The sequence below is a fragment of the Bradyrhizobium sp. S3.12.5 genome (assembly GCF_040548225.1).
Lineage (GTDB): Bacteria > Pseudomonadota > Alphaproteobacteria > Rhizobiales > Xanthobacteraceae > Bradyrhizobium > Bradyrhizobium cytisi.
In genome coordinates this window covers 23,759-37,710 of the sequence record NZ_JBEPRF010000026.1, presented here as the reverse complement: position 1 = coordinate 37,710, position 13,952 = coordinate 23,759, and the positions used below count along the sequence as shown (strand labels likewise).

The 13,952-nt window shown below is 65.6% G+C and carries 14 protein-coding genes; 7 read left to right on the top strand and 7 right to left on the bottom strand.

Going from position 1 to position 13,952, the window contains the following annotated elements; translation table 11 throughout:
* Nucleotides 1-6 precede the first annotated feature (6 nt).
* Nucleotides 7-765, bottom strand: coding sequence for an ABC transporter substrate-binding protein (locus ABIC09_RS30570; protein WP_148753309.1), 759 nt, complete (start codon nt 763-765; stop codon nt 7-9).
* Between the two features lie 180 nt (nt 766-945).
* On the opposite strand from ABIC09_RS30570, the gene ABIC09_RS30565 reads away from it, so the two are divergent.
* The gene (locus ABIC09_RS30565; RefSeq protein WP_354111585.1) at nt 946-1,584 is read left to right on the top strand and encodes a helix-turn-helix domain-containing protein; all 639 of its coding nucleotides are present in this window, start codon (nt 946-948) and stop codon (nt 1,582-1,584) included.
* A gap of 159 nt (nt 1,585-1,743) precedes the next feature.
* Here the strand turns inward: ABIC09_RS30565 and ABIC09_RS30560 are convergent, their stop codons facing one another.
* Both ABIC09_RS30560 and aptA read right to left on the bottom strand, forming a co-directional pair.
* The gene (locus ABIC09_RS30560) at nt 1,744-3,009 is read right to left on the bottom strand and encodes a D-amino acid dehydrogenase (RefSeq protein WP_354111584.1); all 1,266 of its coding nucleotides are present in this window, start codon (nt 3,007-3,009) and stop codon (nt 1,744-1,746) included.
* 71 nt (nt 3,010-3,080) lie between these two features.
* On the bottom strand, nt 3,081-4,409 hold the full coding sequence (gene aptA / locus ABIC09_RS30555; protein ID WP_148753306.1) for an omega-aminotransferase AptA: 1,329 nt from the start codon (nt 4,407-4,409) through the stop codon (nt 3,081-3,083).
* A 148-nt stretch (nt 4,410-4,557) separates the two neighbouring features.
* On the opposite strand from aptA, the gene ABIC09_RS30550 reads away from it, so the two are divergent.
* A complete protein-coding gene (locus tag ABIC09_RS30550) occupies nt 4,558-5,106 on the top strand; it encodes a cupin domain-containing protein (RefSeq protein WP_148753305.1) in 549 nt (182 codons plus the stop codon).
* Nucleotides 5,107-5,133: 27 nt separating this feature from the next.
* On the opposite strand, the gene ABIC09_RS30545 is transcribed toward ABIC09_RS30550, so the two are convergent.
* Genes ABIC09_RS30545 through ABIC09_RS30535 form a run of 3 tightly spaced genes read right to left on the bottom strand, consistent with a single transcriptional unit; the run spans nt 5,134 to nt 8,931 of the window.
* The gene (locus ABIC09_RS30545; RefSeq protein WP_354111583.1) at nt 5,134-7,389 is read right to left on the bottom strand and encodes a xanthine dehydrogenase family protein molybdopterin-binding subunit; all 2,256 of its coding nucleotides are present in this window, start codon (nt 7,387-7,389) and stop codon (nt 5,134-5,136) included.
* Nucleotides 7,382-8,437, bottom strand: coding sequence for an FAD binding domain-containing protein (locus ABIC09_RS30540; RefSeq protein ID WP_354111582.1), 1,056 nt, complete (start codon nt 8,435-8,437; stop codon nt 7,382-7,384). The genes ABIC09_RS30545 and ABIC09_RS30540 overlap by 8 nt, the downstream gene beginning before the upstream one ends.
* Entirely contained in the window at nt 8,434-8,931 is a 498-nt protein-coding gene (locus ABIC09_RS30535; RefSeq protein ID WP_354111581.1) for a (2Fe-2S)-binding protein, read from the bottom strand. Before ABIC09_RS30535 ends, ABIC09_RS30540 begins: the two co-directional genes overlap by 4 nt.
* A 242-nt stretch (nt 8,932-9,173) precedes the next feature.
* Between ABIC09_RS30535 and ABIC09_RS30530 the strand changes: the two genes are divergently transcribed.
* Together ABIC09_RS30530 and ABIC09_RS30525 are read left to right on the top strand one after the other, a co-directional pair.
* Nucleotides 9,174-9,812 carry a TetR/AcrR family transcriptional regulator gene (locus ABIC09_RS30530; RefSeq protein WP_354111632.1) on the top strand — a complete coding sequence of 213 codons (639 nt, stop codon included), beginning with the start codon at nt 9,174-9,176 and terminating at the stop codon, nt 9,810-9,812.
* Between the two features lie 65 nt (nt 9,813-9,877).
* A complete protein-coding gene (locus tag ABIC09_RS30525) occupies nt 9,878-10,285 on the top strand; it encodes a DUF4864 domain-containing protein (RefSeq protein ID WP_148753300.1) in 408 nt (135 codons plus the stop codon).
* On the opposite strand, the gene ABIC09_RS30520 is transcribed toward ABIC09_RS30525, so the two are convergent.
* Nucleotides 10,282-11,547: an MFS transporter gene (locus ABIC09_RS30520; protein WP_354034821.1), complete on the bottom strand. Its 1,266-nt coding sequence runs from the start codon at nt 11,545-11,547 to the stop codon at nt 10,282-10,284. The two genes, ABIC09_RS30525 and ABIC09_RS30520, sit on opposite strands and share 4 nt — an antisense overlap.
* Before the next feature lie 148 nt (nt 11,548-11,695).
* Here ABIC09_RS30520 and ABIC09_RS30515 point away from each other — a divergent pair, with 148 nt between their 5' ends.
* The 3 genes from ABIC09_RS30515 (at nt 11,696) to ABIC09_RS30505 (ending at nt 13,939) form a co-directional block, all read left to right on the top strand.
* Nucleotides 11,696-12,142, top strand: a complete 447-nt coding sequence (locus ABIC09_RS30515) for a hypothetical protein (RefSeq protein WP_354111580.1) — start codon at nt 11,696-11,698, stop codon at nt 12,140-12,142.
* Between the two features lie 78 nt (nt 12,143-12,220).
* The gene (locus tag ABIC09_RS30510; protein ID WP_354085036.1) at nt 12,221-12,505 is read left to right on the top strand and encodes a hypothetical protein; all 285 of its coding nucleotides are present in this window, start codon (nt 12,221-12,223) and stop codon (nt 12,503-12,505) included.
* A gap of 9 nt (nt 12,506-12,514) precedes the next feature.
* Nucleotides 12,515-13,939: a TolC family protein gene (locus ABIC09_RS30505; RefSeq protein ID WP_354111579.1), complete on the top strand. Its 1,425-nt coding sequence runs from the start codon at nt 12,515-12,517 to the stop codon at nt 13,937-13,939.
* Nucleotides 13,940-13,952: the final 13 nt, after the last annotated feature.

Sequence of the window (13,952 nt, the reverse complement as noted above, 5' to 3'; positions counted from 1 at the left end):
CTTTCATCAGCCCTGTGCCTTCAGGCCCCATTTACCGAGAATCTTGTCGATGGTGCCGTTGGCCTTGAGCTTCGCCAGCGACGCGTTGATCTTGCCGAGCAGCGCGGCTTCGCCCTTGCGCACGCCGATGCCGACCGAGCCGACGGTAACGGGCTTGTAGCCGTCGACGAGACGCACCTCGGGGAAGCCGCCCTGCTTCAAATTGTAAGCGAGGATCGGATAATCGGCGTAGCCGGCCTTGAGGCGCCCGGTGTTCACGTCGCGCAGGATGTCGGGGATGGTGTCGTAGGCCTTGACGTCGGCGAACAGGCCGGACTTCTTCAGCGCGTCGACGAAGGCGGTGCCGACCTGGGCGCCAACCGTCTCGCCCTTCAGATCGTCCTGTGTGGCATAGGCCTTGGTGTCGGCCTTCGGCACCACCAGGCCTTCGCCATAGGTGTAGATCGGGTCGGAGAAGTCGACGACCTCCTTGCGCGGCGCGGTGATGAACATCGCAGCCGCGATGATGTCGATCTTGCTCGAGGTCAGCGACGGGATCAGCGCCGAGAACTGCATCGGCTCGATCTGCACGCTGAGGCCGGCATCCTTGCCGATCTCGGTGATGAGATCGACCATGATGCCCTGGATGGTGTTGGTCTTGGTGTCGAGGAAGGTGAAGGGAATGCCCGTCGGCGTCGAGCCGACCTTCAGCACCTGCTGCGCCGAAGCCGGCGCGATGGCCGCAAGTGCGAGCGCCGCGACCGCGGCCAGACCAAAACGCTTCATCGCATCCCCCTTTGGGCCGGGCCGATGCGGCGCTCGCAAATGTCGTCATCGCAGACATTGCGGGCCGAGCCGTTTCGGCCTATTTTCACTAATATGAAAATTGGGCCACACTTTCGCCCGCGATGCAAGCGGTTTTCATGCACATGAAGGAAGCGGTTTGACGTGAGCGGTGGCAAAAGAATGCGCAAACCGGCCGCCGCAAAGCCGGTGAAGAAGGCCAAGGCTATCGCGAAGCCCGCGGAGCCTGCAATGGACGTTGCTGTCGGTCGCCGCATTCGCGATCTCCGGCGCGTCAGGCAATTCTCGCTCGAGACGGTCGCGGCGCGCACGGAGCTGTCGATCGGCTTCCTCAGCCAGATCGAGCGCGGCCTGTCGTCGCCGTCGCTGCGCGTGCTGGCCACGCTCGCCGACGTGCTCGGCGTTGGCATCGCCGCGCTGTTCGGCGCAAGCCCGAGCGCCGACGGCACATCCGATCAGGTGGTGACGCGCGGATCGCAGCGGCCCGAACTCAAACTCTGGCGCACCGGCGTCTCAAAACAATTGCTGAGCCCTGCGAGTGCCGACAACAAGCTCAATCTGTTCCTGGTGCATCTGGAGCCCGGCGGCTCTACCGGCGACGAGCTCTACACCCATGACGGCGAAGAGGCCGGCCTGGTGCTCGAAGGCGAGATGATGCTGACGGTGGACAGCGAGACGTGGTCGCTGAAGACAGGCGACAGCTTTCGGTTCGCGAGCCGCCGGCCACACCGGTTTTCCAATCCGGCGCAGGATGCGAAGGCCGTGGTGCTGTGGGTGAATTGCGTAACGGGCGCAGGGTAGCTCCGTGCTCACTACCACCGCGCACGGAGAAGATAAGAAGAACCGCAGCGTCTCCACATCGTCATTGCGAGCGAAGCGAAGCAATCCAGAGTCTTTCCGCGGAGGCAGTCTGGATTGCTTCGTCGCAAGGGCTCCTCGCAATGACGAGGGGATAGAGTCTTATCCAAACCTGTGCGCGTACCGGTCCACCGTCAGGGCACTCACATCGACGTCCGGCTTCTTGCCCGACAACATGTCCGCGAGCACGCGCCCGGAGCCGCAGGACATGGTCCAGCCGAGCGTGCCGTGGCCGGTGTTGAGATGGAGATTGCTGTAACGCGTCGGGCCGATCACGGGCGGGCCGTCCGGCGTCATCGGACGCAGGCCGCTCCAGAACGTCGCCTTGGAGAGATCGCCGCCGCGCGGGAACAGATCGGTCAGGGAGTGATCGAGCGTGGCGCGCCGCGCATCATAGAGCTTGGTCGAGAAGCCGGAGATCTCGGCGGTGCCGCCGACGCGGATGCGATTGCCGAGGCGCGTGATCGCGACCTTGTAGCTCTCGTCCATCACGGTCGATTCCGGCGCGCCGGAGGCGTCCTTGATCGGCACCGTGATCGAATAGCCCTTCACCGGATAGACCGGCAGCGAAATGCCGAGCGGCGCAACGAGCCGCGACGACCAGCTTCCGAGCGCAAGGACGTAAGCGTCGGCCTGCAGCATCCCGGCGCTGGTCGCGACACCGCTGAGGCGCGTGCCATCGGTGACGATCCGATCAATGCCGGTATTGAACATGAATCGCACGCCGAGCGCTTCGGCATGCTTGGCCAGCGCCTGCGTGAACATGTGGCAGTCGCCGGTCTCGTCCTGCGGCAGACGAAGCCCGCCGGCGAACTTCTCCTTGACGCCGGCAAGCGCCGGCTCGACCGCGATGCAGCCCTCGCGGCTCAACACTTCGTAAGGCACGCCATATTGCTTGAGCACGGCGATGTCTTCGCCGGTGCCGTCGAGCTGCGCCTGGTAGCGGAACAGCTGCAGCGTGCCCCGCGTGCGCTCGTCATATTGAATGCCGATGTCGCGGCGCAGATCGCGCAGGCAGTCGCGGCTGTATTCAGCGATCGGGATCATCCGGCTCTTGTTGACCGCATAGCGCGCGCTGGTGCAGTTGCGCAGCATCTTGAGCAGCCAGACCCACATCACGGGGTCGAGCTTCGGCCGGACCACCAGCGGGCCGTGCTTCATCAGGAGCCATTTGACCGCCTTCACCGGCACGCCGGGGCCGGCCCACGGCGAGGAATAGCCGGGCGACACTTCGCCGGCATTGGCAAAAGAGGTCTCCAGCGCCGGTTCGGGCTGACGGTCGACGACCGTCACCTCGTGACCGGCACGCGCGAGGTAGTAGGCAGAGGTGACACCGATGACACCGCTGCCGAGGATCAGAACTTTCACGCTTCGTCAAACTCCCGCGGCATCACGTTCGCCGCTGCAAGAAGAAACTCCGTGAACCGCGGGAGCAATTATCAGGCCACCCGCTTGATGGCATCGCCCAGGATCGACACGATGTCGTCGATATGGCTCTTCTCGACGATGAGCGGCGGCGACAGCGCGAAGGAGTCGCCGCTCATGCGGAAGTAGAGCCCGCGATTGAAGCAGTCGACCATGACGTCGTAGCCGCGCGCACCGACCGTTCCGTCACGCGACGACAGCTCGACCGCGCCCATCAGGCCGCAATTGCGGATGTCGACGACATTCGGCAGGCCTTTGAGCGAGTGCAGCGCATCGCGCCAATATTCGGCGATCGACGCACCGCGCGTGAGCAGGCCCTCGTCCTTGTAGATGTCGAGCGTGGCGATACCCGCGGCACAGGCGGTCGGATGCGCGGAATAAGTGTAGCCGTGGAACAGCTCCATCTGGTTCTCCGGACCGACCATCATGCCATCGTGAATCTTGCGGCTGGCGAACACCGCGCCGCAGGGGATGGTGCCGTTGGTGATGCCCTTCGCCGTCGTCATCATATCAGGCGTGACGCCGAAGAAGTCGGCGGCGAACGGCGTGCCGAGGCGGCCGAAGCCGGTGATGACTTCGTCGAAGATCAGGAGGATGCCGTGCTTGTCGCAGATCGCGCGCAGGCGCTGCAGATAGCCCTTCGGCGGCGGCAGCACCGCGGTCGAACCCGGCACCGGCTCGACGATGACGGCAGCGATGGTCTCGGCACCATGCAAGGCCACCAGACGCTCGAGATCATCAGCAAGCTCCGCGCCGTGCTCCGGCTGGTCCTTGGCGAAGGCGTTACGGCCGAGATCGTGGGTGTGGCGGATGTGATCGACGCCAGGCAGCAGCGTGGCGAAGGCGCGGCGGTTGGCGACCATGCCGCCCACCGACGTGCCGCCGAAGCCGACGCCGTGATAACCGCGCTCGCGGCCGATCAGGCGGGTGCGGCTCGACTGGCCGTTGGCGCGATGATAGGCGAGCGCGATCTTCAGCGCGGTGTCGACCGATTCAGAGCCGGAGTTGGTGAAGAAGATGCGATCGAGGCCCTTGGGCGCGATCTCGGCGAGGCGCTCGGCGAAGTCGAACGCCAGCGGATGGCCCATCTGGAATGACGGCGCGAAGTCCAGCGTCATCAGCTGCCGCTCGACTGCGGCGGCGATCTGCTTGCGGCCGTGGCCGGCGTTGACGCACCAGAGGCCGGCGGAGCCGTCGATCACCTTGCGGCCGTCGACGGTGGTGTAATGCATGCCCTCGGCCGAGGAGAACAGGCGCGGCGCCTTCTTGAACTGACGGTTGGCCGTGAACGGCATCCAGAACGAGTCGGTCTTGATAGTGTTCGGAATCTGATGAAGGGTCACGGGCCACGCTCCTTTGCTGACGGCACAGCAGAGGCACGGCTTCCAAAGCGCAACAAGTCCTTTTCTGACGGCCTGCAAACCATTGATTTAACTGGGGCTGCCGGTCCATATTTGCGCGATCCGCAACACCTGCAACAGGGATTTGGGCATGAGCGTCGACATCGGTGGACGGCTGCGATTCATCCGGGCGCGCCACAAGCTGTCGCAGCGGGAGCTCGCCAAGCGCGCCGGCGTCACCAATTCGACGATTTCGCTGATCGAATCCAACCAGATGAACCCGTCGGTCGGCGCGCTCAAGCGCATCCTCGACGGCATCCCGATGGGGCTCGCCGAGTTCTTCGCGCTGGAGCCGGAGAGTCGTCGCAAGATCTTCTACCGCTCGGAAGAGCTGACCGAGGTCGGTAAGAAGCCGATCTCGTATCGGCAAGTCGGCGACAATCTGTTCGGCCGCAGCCTGCAGATATTGAAGGAGCGCTACGAGCCCGGCAGCGATACCGGGCGCGTGCATCTTGTTCACGACGGCGAGGAAGGCGGCATCGTGATTTCGGGCAAGCTCGAAGTAACTGTTGAGGATGAACGCCGCATCCTCAATCCGGGCGATGCCTATTATTTCGAGAGCCGCCGTCCGCATCGCTTCCGCTGCGTCGGCGGCAAGCCGTGCGAAGTGATCTCGGCCTGCACGCCACCGACGTTTTGAGCCGGCGGCAGGCCGAAAGCCTCAAAGCTACGTCAGCAGCTCCTCGATCCGGATTGGGAAGCGGCGCACCCGCACGCCGGTCGCATGCCAGACCGCGTTCGCCACGGCGCCGGCGCTGCCGGTGATGCCGATCTCGCCGACGCCCTTGATGCCGAGCGCATTGACGTGCGGATCGTACTCGTCGACCGTGATCACATCGAGCGGCGGCACATCGGCATTCACCGGGATGTGGTACTCGCCGAGATTGGCGTTCATGATCCTTCCGCTACGGCGGTCGGTGATGGCCTCTTCGTGCAGCGCAAAGGACATGCCCCAGATCATGCCGCCGAACAGCTGGCTCTTCACCAGATGCGGATTGACGATGCGCCCCGCGGCGAAGGCGCCGACCATGCGGGTGACGCGGATCTGCCCGAGCTCGGGATCGACCTTCACCTCCGCAAACACCGCGCCATGGGCATGCATCGCATACTCCTCCATCGCCGCCGGATTCGGCGCACCTGTGCCGCGGGCCTCGACCTCGGCGACGCCGGCACGGGCCAGGATCTCGGTGTAGCTCTCGCTGCGGTTCTCGTCGTCGCGCCGGATCAACCGGCCGTCGCGCGCGATCACGCCGGCATTGCCGGCGCCAAACAGCGGCGAGCGCTGGTCCTTGGTGGCGAGATCGGCGAGTTTTGCGATCACGGCCGCGCCGGCGCTGTGGATCGCCGCACCGGCGGTTGCAGTGTGCGCCGAGCCTCCGGCGATGCCGGCATCGGGCAGATCTGATGTCCCCGCCTTGAACTCGACGCGGTCGATATCGAGCCCGACGGCGTCGGCTGCGATCTGGGCCAGCGCCGTCCAGGCGCCCTGCCCCATGTCATGCGCGCCGATCTCCATCGCGCCGGTGCCGTCACGGCGGATCGCCGCGCGCGCCTCGGCCTGGAACATCAGCGCCGGGAAGGTCGCCGTGCCCATGCCCCAGCCGACCAGCAGGCCGGCATCGTCGCGCGTCTGGCGCGGCTGCAGCGAGCGCTTCGACCAGCCGAAGCGCGCCGCGCCCTGATCGTAGCAGGCGCGCAGCGCTTTGGACGAGAACGGCTTGCCGGTGATCGGCTCGACCTCGGCGTAGTTCTTCAGCCGGAAGGCCAGCGGATCCATACTGCAAGCCCAGGCCATCTCGTCGATCGCGCTTTCCAGCGCAATCGATCCCGTCGCCTCGCCCGGCGCACGCATGAACAATGGCGTGCCGGTATTGACGCGCACGGCATCGTGCGAGGTGCGGATCGCAGGCGCGGCATAGAGCGTATGCGACGCGTCGGCGGCCGGTTCGTAGAAATCATCGAACGTGCTCGACACGGTGCGCGCATGGTGGTCGAGCGCAGTCAGGCGCCCCTCGCCGTCGGCGCCGATGCGCAAGCGCTGACGTGTCGGCGCACGATGGCCGACCGGGCCATACATCTGCTCACGGCGCAGCACGAGCTTGACCGGCCTGCCGACCAGTTTTGCGGCCATCAGACCGAGCACGGGAGGACCGGCCATGAGCCCCTTGGAGCCAAAGCCGCCACCGAGGAACGGGCTGCGGATATGGATCTTGTCATGCGCGATGCCGAACAGTTCGGCGACGCGCGCCAGCGACAACATGAGACCTTGGGTGGGCATGTCGATCTGCACACTGTCACCATCCCAGCTAGCAACGATCGCATGCGGCTCCATGGCGTTGTGGTATTGCGGCGGCGTCTCGTAGACGACGTCGATTTGCTTCTCGGCCGATGCGAGGCCTGCCTCGACATCGCCACGATGATTTTCCGCGGGATTGCCGACGCCAACGACAGGCGGCACAAAACTCTCGCCGGCATCGAGGCCGACGAGGGCGGGCAGCGTCTCATAGCGCGGCGCCAGCAGCACCGCGCCTTCGGTCGCCGCCTCGAGCGTCTCGGCGATCACGACGGCGATGGGCTGGTTGGCGTAGCGGACCTCGTTGCTCTGCAGCACCTCCATCCGGAACACGAACGGATTGGTCTTGATCTCCGGATCGATCGCGAGCTGCGGCTTGTGGTCCGGCGTCATGACGTCGACGACGCCGGGATGACGCTTGGCGGCAGCGACATCGAGCGAGATCACGCGGCCATGTGCGATGCTGGAAACCGCCATCACCGCAAACAGCATGCCGGGCGGATGATTGTCGGCGGCGTAGGTCGCCTGCCCCTTGACCTTGAGCACGCCGTCGCGGCGGGTCAGCGGCTGGCCGATGCTCGAGCCGTGGCGAAGATGGGCGGGAGCGCTGGTGAGATTGAGCTCAGGCATGGATGGCTCCAGAGGTCGAGGCAAAGGGAGAAGCCGGCAGCGCGGAGATACGCGCGGGCGTGCCGGCAGCGGCAAGGGTCAGCGCGCGCACGACGATGCGGCGCGCGAGCTCGATCTTGTAGGCGTTGTCGCCGGACGGCTTTGCGTCGGCGAGTGCGCGCCATGCGGCGTCCTGGAAAGCATCTGCCGTTGGTGCGACGCCCCTCAGCACATCCTCCGCGGCGCGGGTACGCCAGGGCTTTGCGGCGACGCCGCCAAGCGCAAGTCGCGCCTCCGCGATCTTGCCATTCTCGATCCGTAGCGCCGCAGCAGCCGAGACGACGGCAAACGCGTAGGACGTGCGCTCGCGGACCTTAAGATAGCGCGCATGCGCGGCAAAACCACGCGCCGCGGGCGGCAGACGCACCGCGACGATGAGGTCGCCGGGCTCAAGCGCTGATTCACGCTCGGGCGTATGGCCGGGCAGGCGATGCAATTCGTCGAGCGCGATCTCGCGACGACCGTTCCTGCCTTCGATCTCGACGATGGCGTCGAGCGCCACCAGCGGCACGCAGAAGTCGGACGGATGCGTGGCGATGCAGCTTTCACTCCAGCCGAGCACGGCGTGCGTGCGGTTCTCGCCCTCGCGGGCGTCGCAGCCCGAGCCGGCCTCGCGCTTGTTGCAGCGGCTGGCGGTGTCGTAGAAATATGCGCAACGGGTCCGCTGCAGCAGATTGCCGCCCACGGTCGCGGCATTGCGCAATTGCGCCGACGCGCCGGAGAGCAGCGCTTCCACGACGGCCGGATAGGATTTTGCAAATTCTGCATCATGCGCGAGATCGGCATTGCTCACCAACGCGCCGATGCGCACGCTTCCATCCGCGAGACGCTCGATCTGATCGAGACCATCGAGATGCGTGACGTCGACCAACCGATCCGGACGGCTGACACCGCCCTTCATCAGGTCGAGCAGATTGGTGCCGGCCGCGAGATAGGTCGCGCCTGGCTGGGCGGCGGCGGCAACGGCTTCAGCGACGGTGGCGGGCCTGACATAATCGAACTGTTTCATGCGGAGCGCCTCCGGTTGGATTCGTCGGCACCGGCCTGCGCCTCGAGCACGGCATGGACGATACCGGCATAGGCGCCGCAGCGGCAGAGATTGCCGCTCATGCATTCGCGGATGCGTTCGGGATCGTTGCCGGCCTGGGCCTCCTGCATCATGCCTATGGCGCTCATGATCTGGCCGGGCGTGCAGAAGCCGCACTGGAATCCGTCATGGGCGATGAAGGCCGCCTGGACCGGATGAAGCTGATCGCCGCGCGCGACGCCCTCGATGGTGAGGATGTCGGCGCCGTCATGGCTAATGGCGAGCGCGAGGCAGGAATTGATGCGCTTGCCGTCGACCAGAATAGTGCAGGCACCGCACTGGCCGCGGTCGCATCCTTTCTTGGTTCCGGTCAGATGGAGGCGCTCACGCAGGAGATCGAGCAGCGTGACGCGCGGATCGTCGAGGACGAAATCGCGCCGCGCACCGTTCACGGTGAGGCTGATGGAGTGGTTCATAGAAGGCTCCGATCAGATATGGACATGGCTCATCGCCCGCGCGCCACCGCCGTGGCCGCCGCCGATATCGCGCCGCCCCGGACGTGGGTCAGGACCGGCACCTCAGCGAAGATACGGAGGCAGCCTCCGCTTAACAAGGGCCACTGGAAAATATTTGGAATTCGTCAAAAGCCCGTGCGCAGACAACGCGGTGCAGCTAGCCAAGGGTTCAATCTAACCAATTCGTGATCTACATTGCCGGCATGGACGACCACACCGACCAGACCCGCAAGCCCCGCGCCGATGCCGTGCGCAATCGCGAGCTCGTGCTCGAGGCAGCCAAGGTCGTGTTCAACGCCGGCGGTCCGGAGGCCAGCCTGGAGGCCGTGGCCAAACGCGCAGGCGTCGGCATCGGCACGCTCTACCGGCATTTCCCGACGCGCGAGGATCTGTTCGAGGCGGTGTACCGGCGCGAGGTCGAGCAGCTCAGCGAGTTCGCCGAGCAGTTGAAGAACGCCAAGGATCCGGTCGATGCGCTCAGGCGCTGGCTGCGTTCAGGTGTCGAATTCGTCGCCACCAAGAAAGGCATGGTGGCGGCCCTGGCGCTCGCGGTGCAGAGCGGGTCCGAGCTGCACGCCTTCTCGTTCGACCGGCTGACGAAGGCGACCGGCTCGCTGCTCGACCGCGCAGTCGCGGCCGGCGAGATGCGCGCCGACATCAGTCCCGAGGACTTGCTGCGCGCGTTCTTCGGCATGTGCTACATCCACGACCAGCCCGGCTGGCAGTCAACCGCACTGCGACTCCTCGACGTGTTCGTCGATGGTCTTCGCGTGCAGCCCGTCGCAAAGCCAAAGGCGCACACCATCAAGCGCGCGAAGCCGGCCGCGAAACCGAAGCGATAGCGCGTCCGTAGTTGCCAAGGTCGTGCTACGATCAGCATAGCCGGGATTTCAACGCGGAGCCTGCCATGCGCATTGCCGCCGTGCTCGTTGTTCTCAGTATTGCTTGCAGTTCCATCTCAGCACGTGCCGACGACATCGCGACAGCGCAAGGCGTGATCCGAGCGCAGGAACAAGCCTTGAGCCATGACGACGCAGCGGCCGCCTATTCCTACGCCGCGCCGGCGATCCGGGAGATCTTCCCCGCGCCCGACATCTTCATGTCCATGGTGCAGAACGGCTACGCGCCGGTCTATCGTCACAAGAGCTTTGAGTTCGGCGAGAGCAAGATCGAAGGCAGCTCCGTCGCCCAGCGGGTTCACATCATCGATGCCAACGGCGAAGCCTGGGAAGCGCTCTACACGCTCGAGCAGCAGGCGGACGGAGGTTACAAGATCACCGGCTGCTCGCTGCTGAGGGCAGGACAGGCGGTCTAGGTCGCAAATCCCGGTCCGCGCCTCGCCACATTCATCCGCGAGCGGATCAACAGCATCAGCACGATTCCGACATTGAGGGCATTCCACGCCACGCCGTTGGCGAACGCAGCCGCGTAGGAGCCGGTGGCATCGAAGATGACGCCGGACACCCAGCCACCAAAGGACATGCCGAACACGGAGGCGAAGATCACGATGCCGACGCGGGTCGCGGCTTCACTGGCCGGCATCGCCTCGCGCACGATGATGGCATAGCTCGGCACGATGCCGCCCTGGAACAGGCCGAACATCGCGGAGATCAGGTAGAGCGAGGCGAGGCTATCGAAGAACAGGTAGAACACCAGCGCAAAACCCTGCGCCAGTGCTCCGATCAGCAATGTCGGAATGCCGCCGATCTTGTCCGCAAGATAGCCGGAGCCGATGCGGCTGACGATGCCGCAGGCCATCATCAGCGACAGCATCTCGGCGCCGCGCGCCACGCCGTAACCAAGATCGCCGCAATAGGCGACGATATGCACCTGCGGCATCGCCATGGCGACGCAGCAGGAGATGCTGGCGATCGAGAGCAGCACCGTCAGCGTGTTGGTCGAGAGCCTGAGGTCGACCCGCGGCGGCGGCGCATTGGCGTGATTGCGGACCTTGTCGTCGCCCATCTGCGCGCGCAGGACCAGCACCAGGATCGACATCAAGCTAACGCAGACCAGGGCGATACCGACATGAGTGGTGCGCCAGCCGATCCTCTCGATGCCCGAGCTGATGAGCGGCGGCCAGATCGTGCCGGCGACGTAATTGCCGCTCGCGACGATGGTCACGGCCAGCCCGCGATAGCGCTCGAACCAGTGCGAGGCCTCCGCCATCAGCGGCGCGAAGGTCGCTGACGTGCCGAGGCCGATCAGGAAATAGGCGGCGACGAACTGCCAGAGCTGGGTCGAGAGCCCCGCCAGTGTATTGGCGACGCCGAGGAAGGCGATGCTGATCGCCATGGCCGGCACGATGCCGAACTTGTCGGTGATCTTGCCGGCGATCACGCCGCCGAGCCCGAAGCCGAACATCATCAGTGTGAAGGCCAGCGACACCGCGCCGCGCGTGGCGGCGAACTCGGCCTGCACGACGGGAATCACCACGACGACCGCCCACATGCCGACGCCGCCGATCGAGCCGATCAGCAGTGCGAGCAAGAGCCGCACCCAGGCCTGACGGGAGTCAGGGCTGAATGAGGCCGGTTTCTGTCCTGGGTGATTTGGTGCGTGCACGGCGCGGAACATGTTCGCGGATCGCCTCGCGGTCAAGCATCGTGCCGCGATAATGGGCATGCGCGGTGCACTGCGGTAAGAAGGAGCTTGGCGAAATCGCGCTTTGCCATTAGTTTGCAATCTGCGTGTGCAACAATGCCGCGCGGAGCATGCTGTCGGAATGTTGTTGCAATTGACGCGATCGATGCGGATCAGGGTGGGGCGCTTCATTGCGCTGGCCTATCTGTTCTGCGTGCTCGCGCCGGCGGCAAGCCTCGCCTGGGGCAGTGGTCCAGCGCCATGCCTTGGCGACGAAGCCCCGCTCGCCAACCTTGTGGCCGTGCATCATCAGATGCCGGCCAGCCACATGCATGGCGACGTGGCGCATGACCCCGCGGCGATGCATGCGCATCACCAGGCCGCCGCGCAGGACACCCCTGCCCCGCATCATCATGACGGCAAGGGCAAGGCTGGCCCGTGCTGCGCCATGATGTGCATCAGCGCGTTACCGGCCGACCTGCCGAGCTTCGCAAAGCCGCTTCAGCCGGTTTCCAGCTGCGCGCCCGAGATCGTGGCCAGCCTGCACAGCGCGGCGCCGCCCCGACTCTATCGCCCTCCCATCATCTGATCTGATTCCACGACATCAGGCCGAGCGCGCAATCCGCGCGCGCGAACCTGTGGTCTCCAGACAGATCAGGGATAAATCATGCTTACGCTTCTCGGGGCGAGGTCCGCCGCCGCATCTGCGGTGCGTCGAGGTCACTTTCGATTCAATTGGCCGCTGCTGGCCGCGGCCACATTGGCGTTGTCCGGCTGCATGCCAGCGACAACGTCCGTGACCGGCGCGGATCCAGCCGATCCCGCAGCAAAGGCAGCGCGCGTCGACTATCGCTCGACAGTTGCGCCTTACACGAGCCTGCGGCCTGCAGCGCCTGCGCCATGGCGCGAGCGCAACGACGCTGTCACTCCGCAGCCGAAGCAGGACCGGTAGGAGCGCGCCATGGCACAGTATTTTGCACGGAGCCTGCTCGTTCTCGGCGCGCTCGGCCTCTCCGGCTGTGCCGCGTTCTCGCCCGACAGCGGCATGAGCGCGGTCTCGGAGCTGACGAGCCAGACCATCAGGAAGGACATCGCCTTCGTGCGGACGGCCGAGGGAGCCGGTGCGGTCGACGCGCGCGTTCGCCAGTTGCTGTCGCGGACGCTGACCGAAGAGACCGCCGTGCAGTTGGCGCTGCTCAACAACAAGGGGCTGCAGGCCGCCTATAACGAGCTGGCGCTGGCCGAGACCGATCTGGTCGAGCAGAGCCTGCCGTCCAATCCGGTGTTCTCGGTCTCGCGCATCTCGGGCAATGGCGCCAGCGAGATCGAGCGCCAGGTCGTCGGCGACATCCTGGCGTTGGCCACGCTGCCGTTCCGATCGGACATCGCGCGCGAGCGCTTTCGTCAGGCGCAATTGCGTGCGGCACTGGCCACACTTCGGCTCGCCACCGATGTGCGGCGCGCTTACGTTCGCGCAGTCGCCGGAAACGAGATGGTGGTCCTGCTGACCGACGCGAAGGCGACCGCGGAATCGACCGCGCAGCTCGCTGTCAAGCTCGGCGAAACCGGCTCGGTCAACAAGCTCGACCAGGCCCTCGAACAGGTGTTTTACGCCGAGACCACCGCCGACCTCGCCACCGCACGCCAGGCGGCGACGAGCGCGCGCGATAGGCTGGCACGGCTGATGGGGCTGTGGGATGACGGCCTCGATTTCCGTCTGCCCAACCAACTGCCGCCGCTGCCGCGCCGGCCGCAGGCTTTGCCCTCGATCGAGGCCGACGCGGTGGCCCATCGCATCGACCTGCAGATCGCGCGGCTGGAGCTGACGGCGCTGGCGAAGTCGTTGAACCTCACCGAGGCGACCCGCTTCGTCACGCTGCTCGATCTCGCTGGCATCTCCCGCCGGACTCAGGATCCGGAAGGCGCCCCGTTCCGCGAGCGCGGCTTCGACGTGCAGTTCCAGATCCCGATCTTCGATGGCGGCGAGGTCCGTGTGCGGCAGGCCGCGGAAACCTACAATCTCGCCTTCAACCGCCTCACCGAGCGTGCCGTGAACGTCCGCTCGGAGGCGCGCGACGCTTACCGTGTCTATCGCTCCTCCTACGACATCGCTAGTCACTACCAGCGCGAGATCATCCCGCTGCGAAAGATCATCACCGAGGAGATGCAGTTGCGCTTCTCCAGCATGCAGGTCGACATCTTCGCGCTCCTGACCGAAGCACGCCAGCGGCTCGCTTCGCTGCGCGGCGCGATCGAGGCCAGGCAAAACTTCTTGATCGCCCAGTCCGAGTTGCAGACCGCCGTCAATGGCGGCGGCGCGCCTGTTTCCGGCGGCGACAATCCAACCAATATCGCCGCGGCAGCACCTGCCGATGGCGGCCACTGACATGGGGGCCAGC

Bases quoted from the DNA above. Each gene is read 5' to 3' on its own strand.
- ABIC09_RS30525 (WP_148753300.1), top strand. From the start codon at position 9,878: ATGCGCATTGCCGCCGTGCTCGTTGTTCTCAGTATTGCTTGCAGTTCC.
- ABIC09_RS30540 (WP_354111582.1), bottom strand. From the start codon at position 8,437: ATGAAACAGTTCGATTATGTCAGGCCCGCCACCGTCGCTGAAGCCGTT.
- ABIC09_RS30505 (WP_354111579.1), top strand. From the start codon at position 12,515: ATGGCACAGTATTTTGCACGGAGCCTGCTCGTTCTCGGCGCGCTCGGC.
- ABIC09_RS30535 (WP_354111581.1), bottom strand. From the start codon at position 8,931: ATGAACCACTCCATCAGCCTCACCGTGAACGGTGCGCGGCGCGATTTC.
- ABIC09_RS30515 (WP_354111580.1), top strand. From the start codon at position 11,696: ATGTTGTTGCAATTGACGCGATCGATGCGGATCAGGGTGGGGCGCTTC.
- ABIC09_RS30530 (WP_354111632.1), top strand. From the start codon at position 9,174: ATGGACGACCACACCGACCAGACCCGCAAGCCCCGCGCCGATGCCGTG.
- ABIC09_RS30520 (WP_354034821.1), bottom strand. From the start codon at position 11,547: ATGTTCCGCGCCGTGCACGCACCAAATCACCCAGGACAGAAACCGGCC.
- ABIC09_RS30510 (WP_354085036.1), top strand. From the start codon at position 12,221: ATGCTTACGCTTCTCGGGGCGAGGTCCGCCGCCGCATCTGCGGTGCGT.
- ABIC09_RS30545 (WP_354111583.1), bottom strand. From the start codon at position 7,389: ATGCCTGAGCTCAATCTCACCAGCGCTCCCGCCCATCTTCGCCACGGC.
- ABIC09_RS30565 (WP_354111585.1), top strand. From the start codon at position 946: ATGCGCAAACCGGCCGCCGCAAAGCCGGTGAAGAAGGCCAAGGCTATC.
- ABIC09_RS30570 (WP_148753309.1), bottom strand. From the start codon at position 765: ATGAAGCGTTTTGGTCTGGCCGCGGTCGCGGCGCTCGCACTTGCGGCC.
- ABIC09_RS30550 (WP_148753305.1), top strand. From the start codon at position 4,558: ATGAGCGTCGACATCGGTGGACGGCTGCGATTCATCCGGGCGCGCCAC.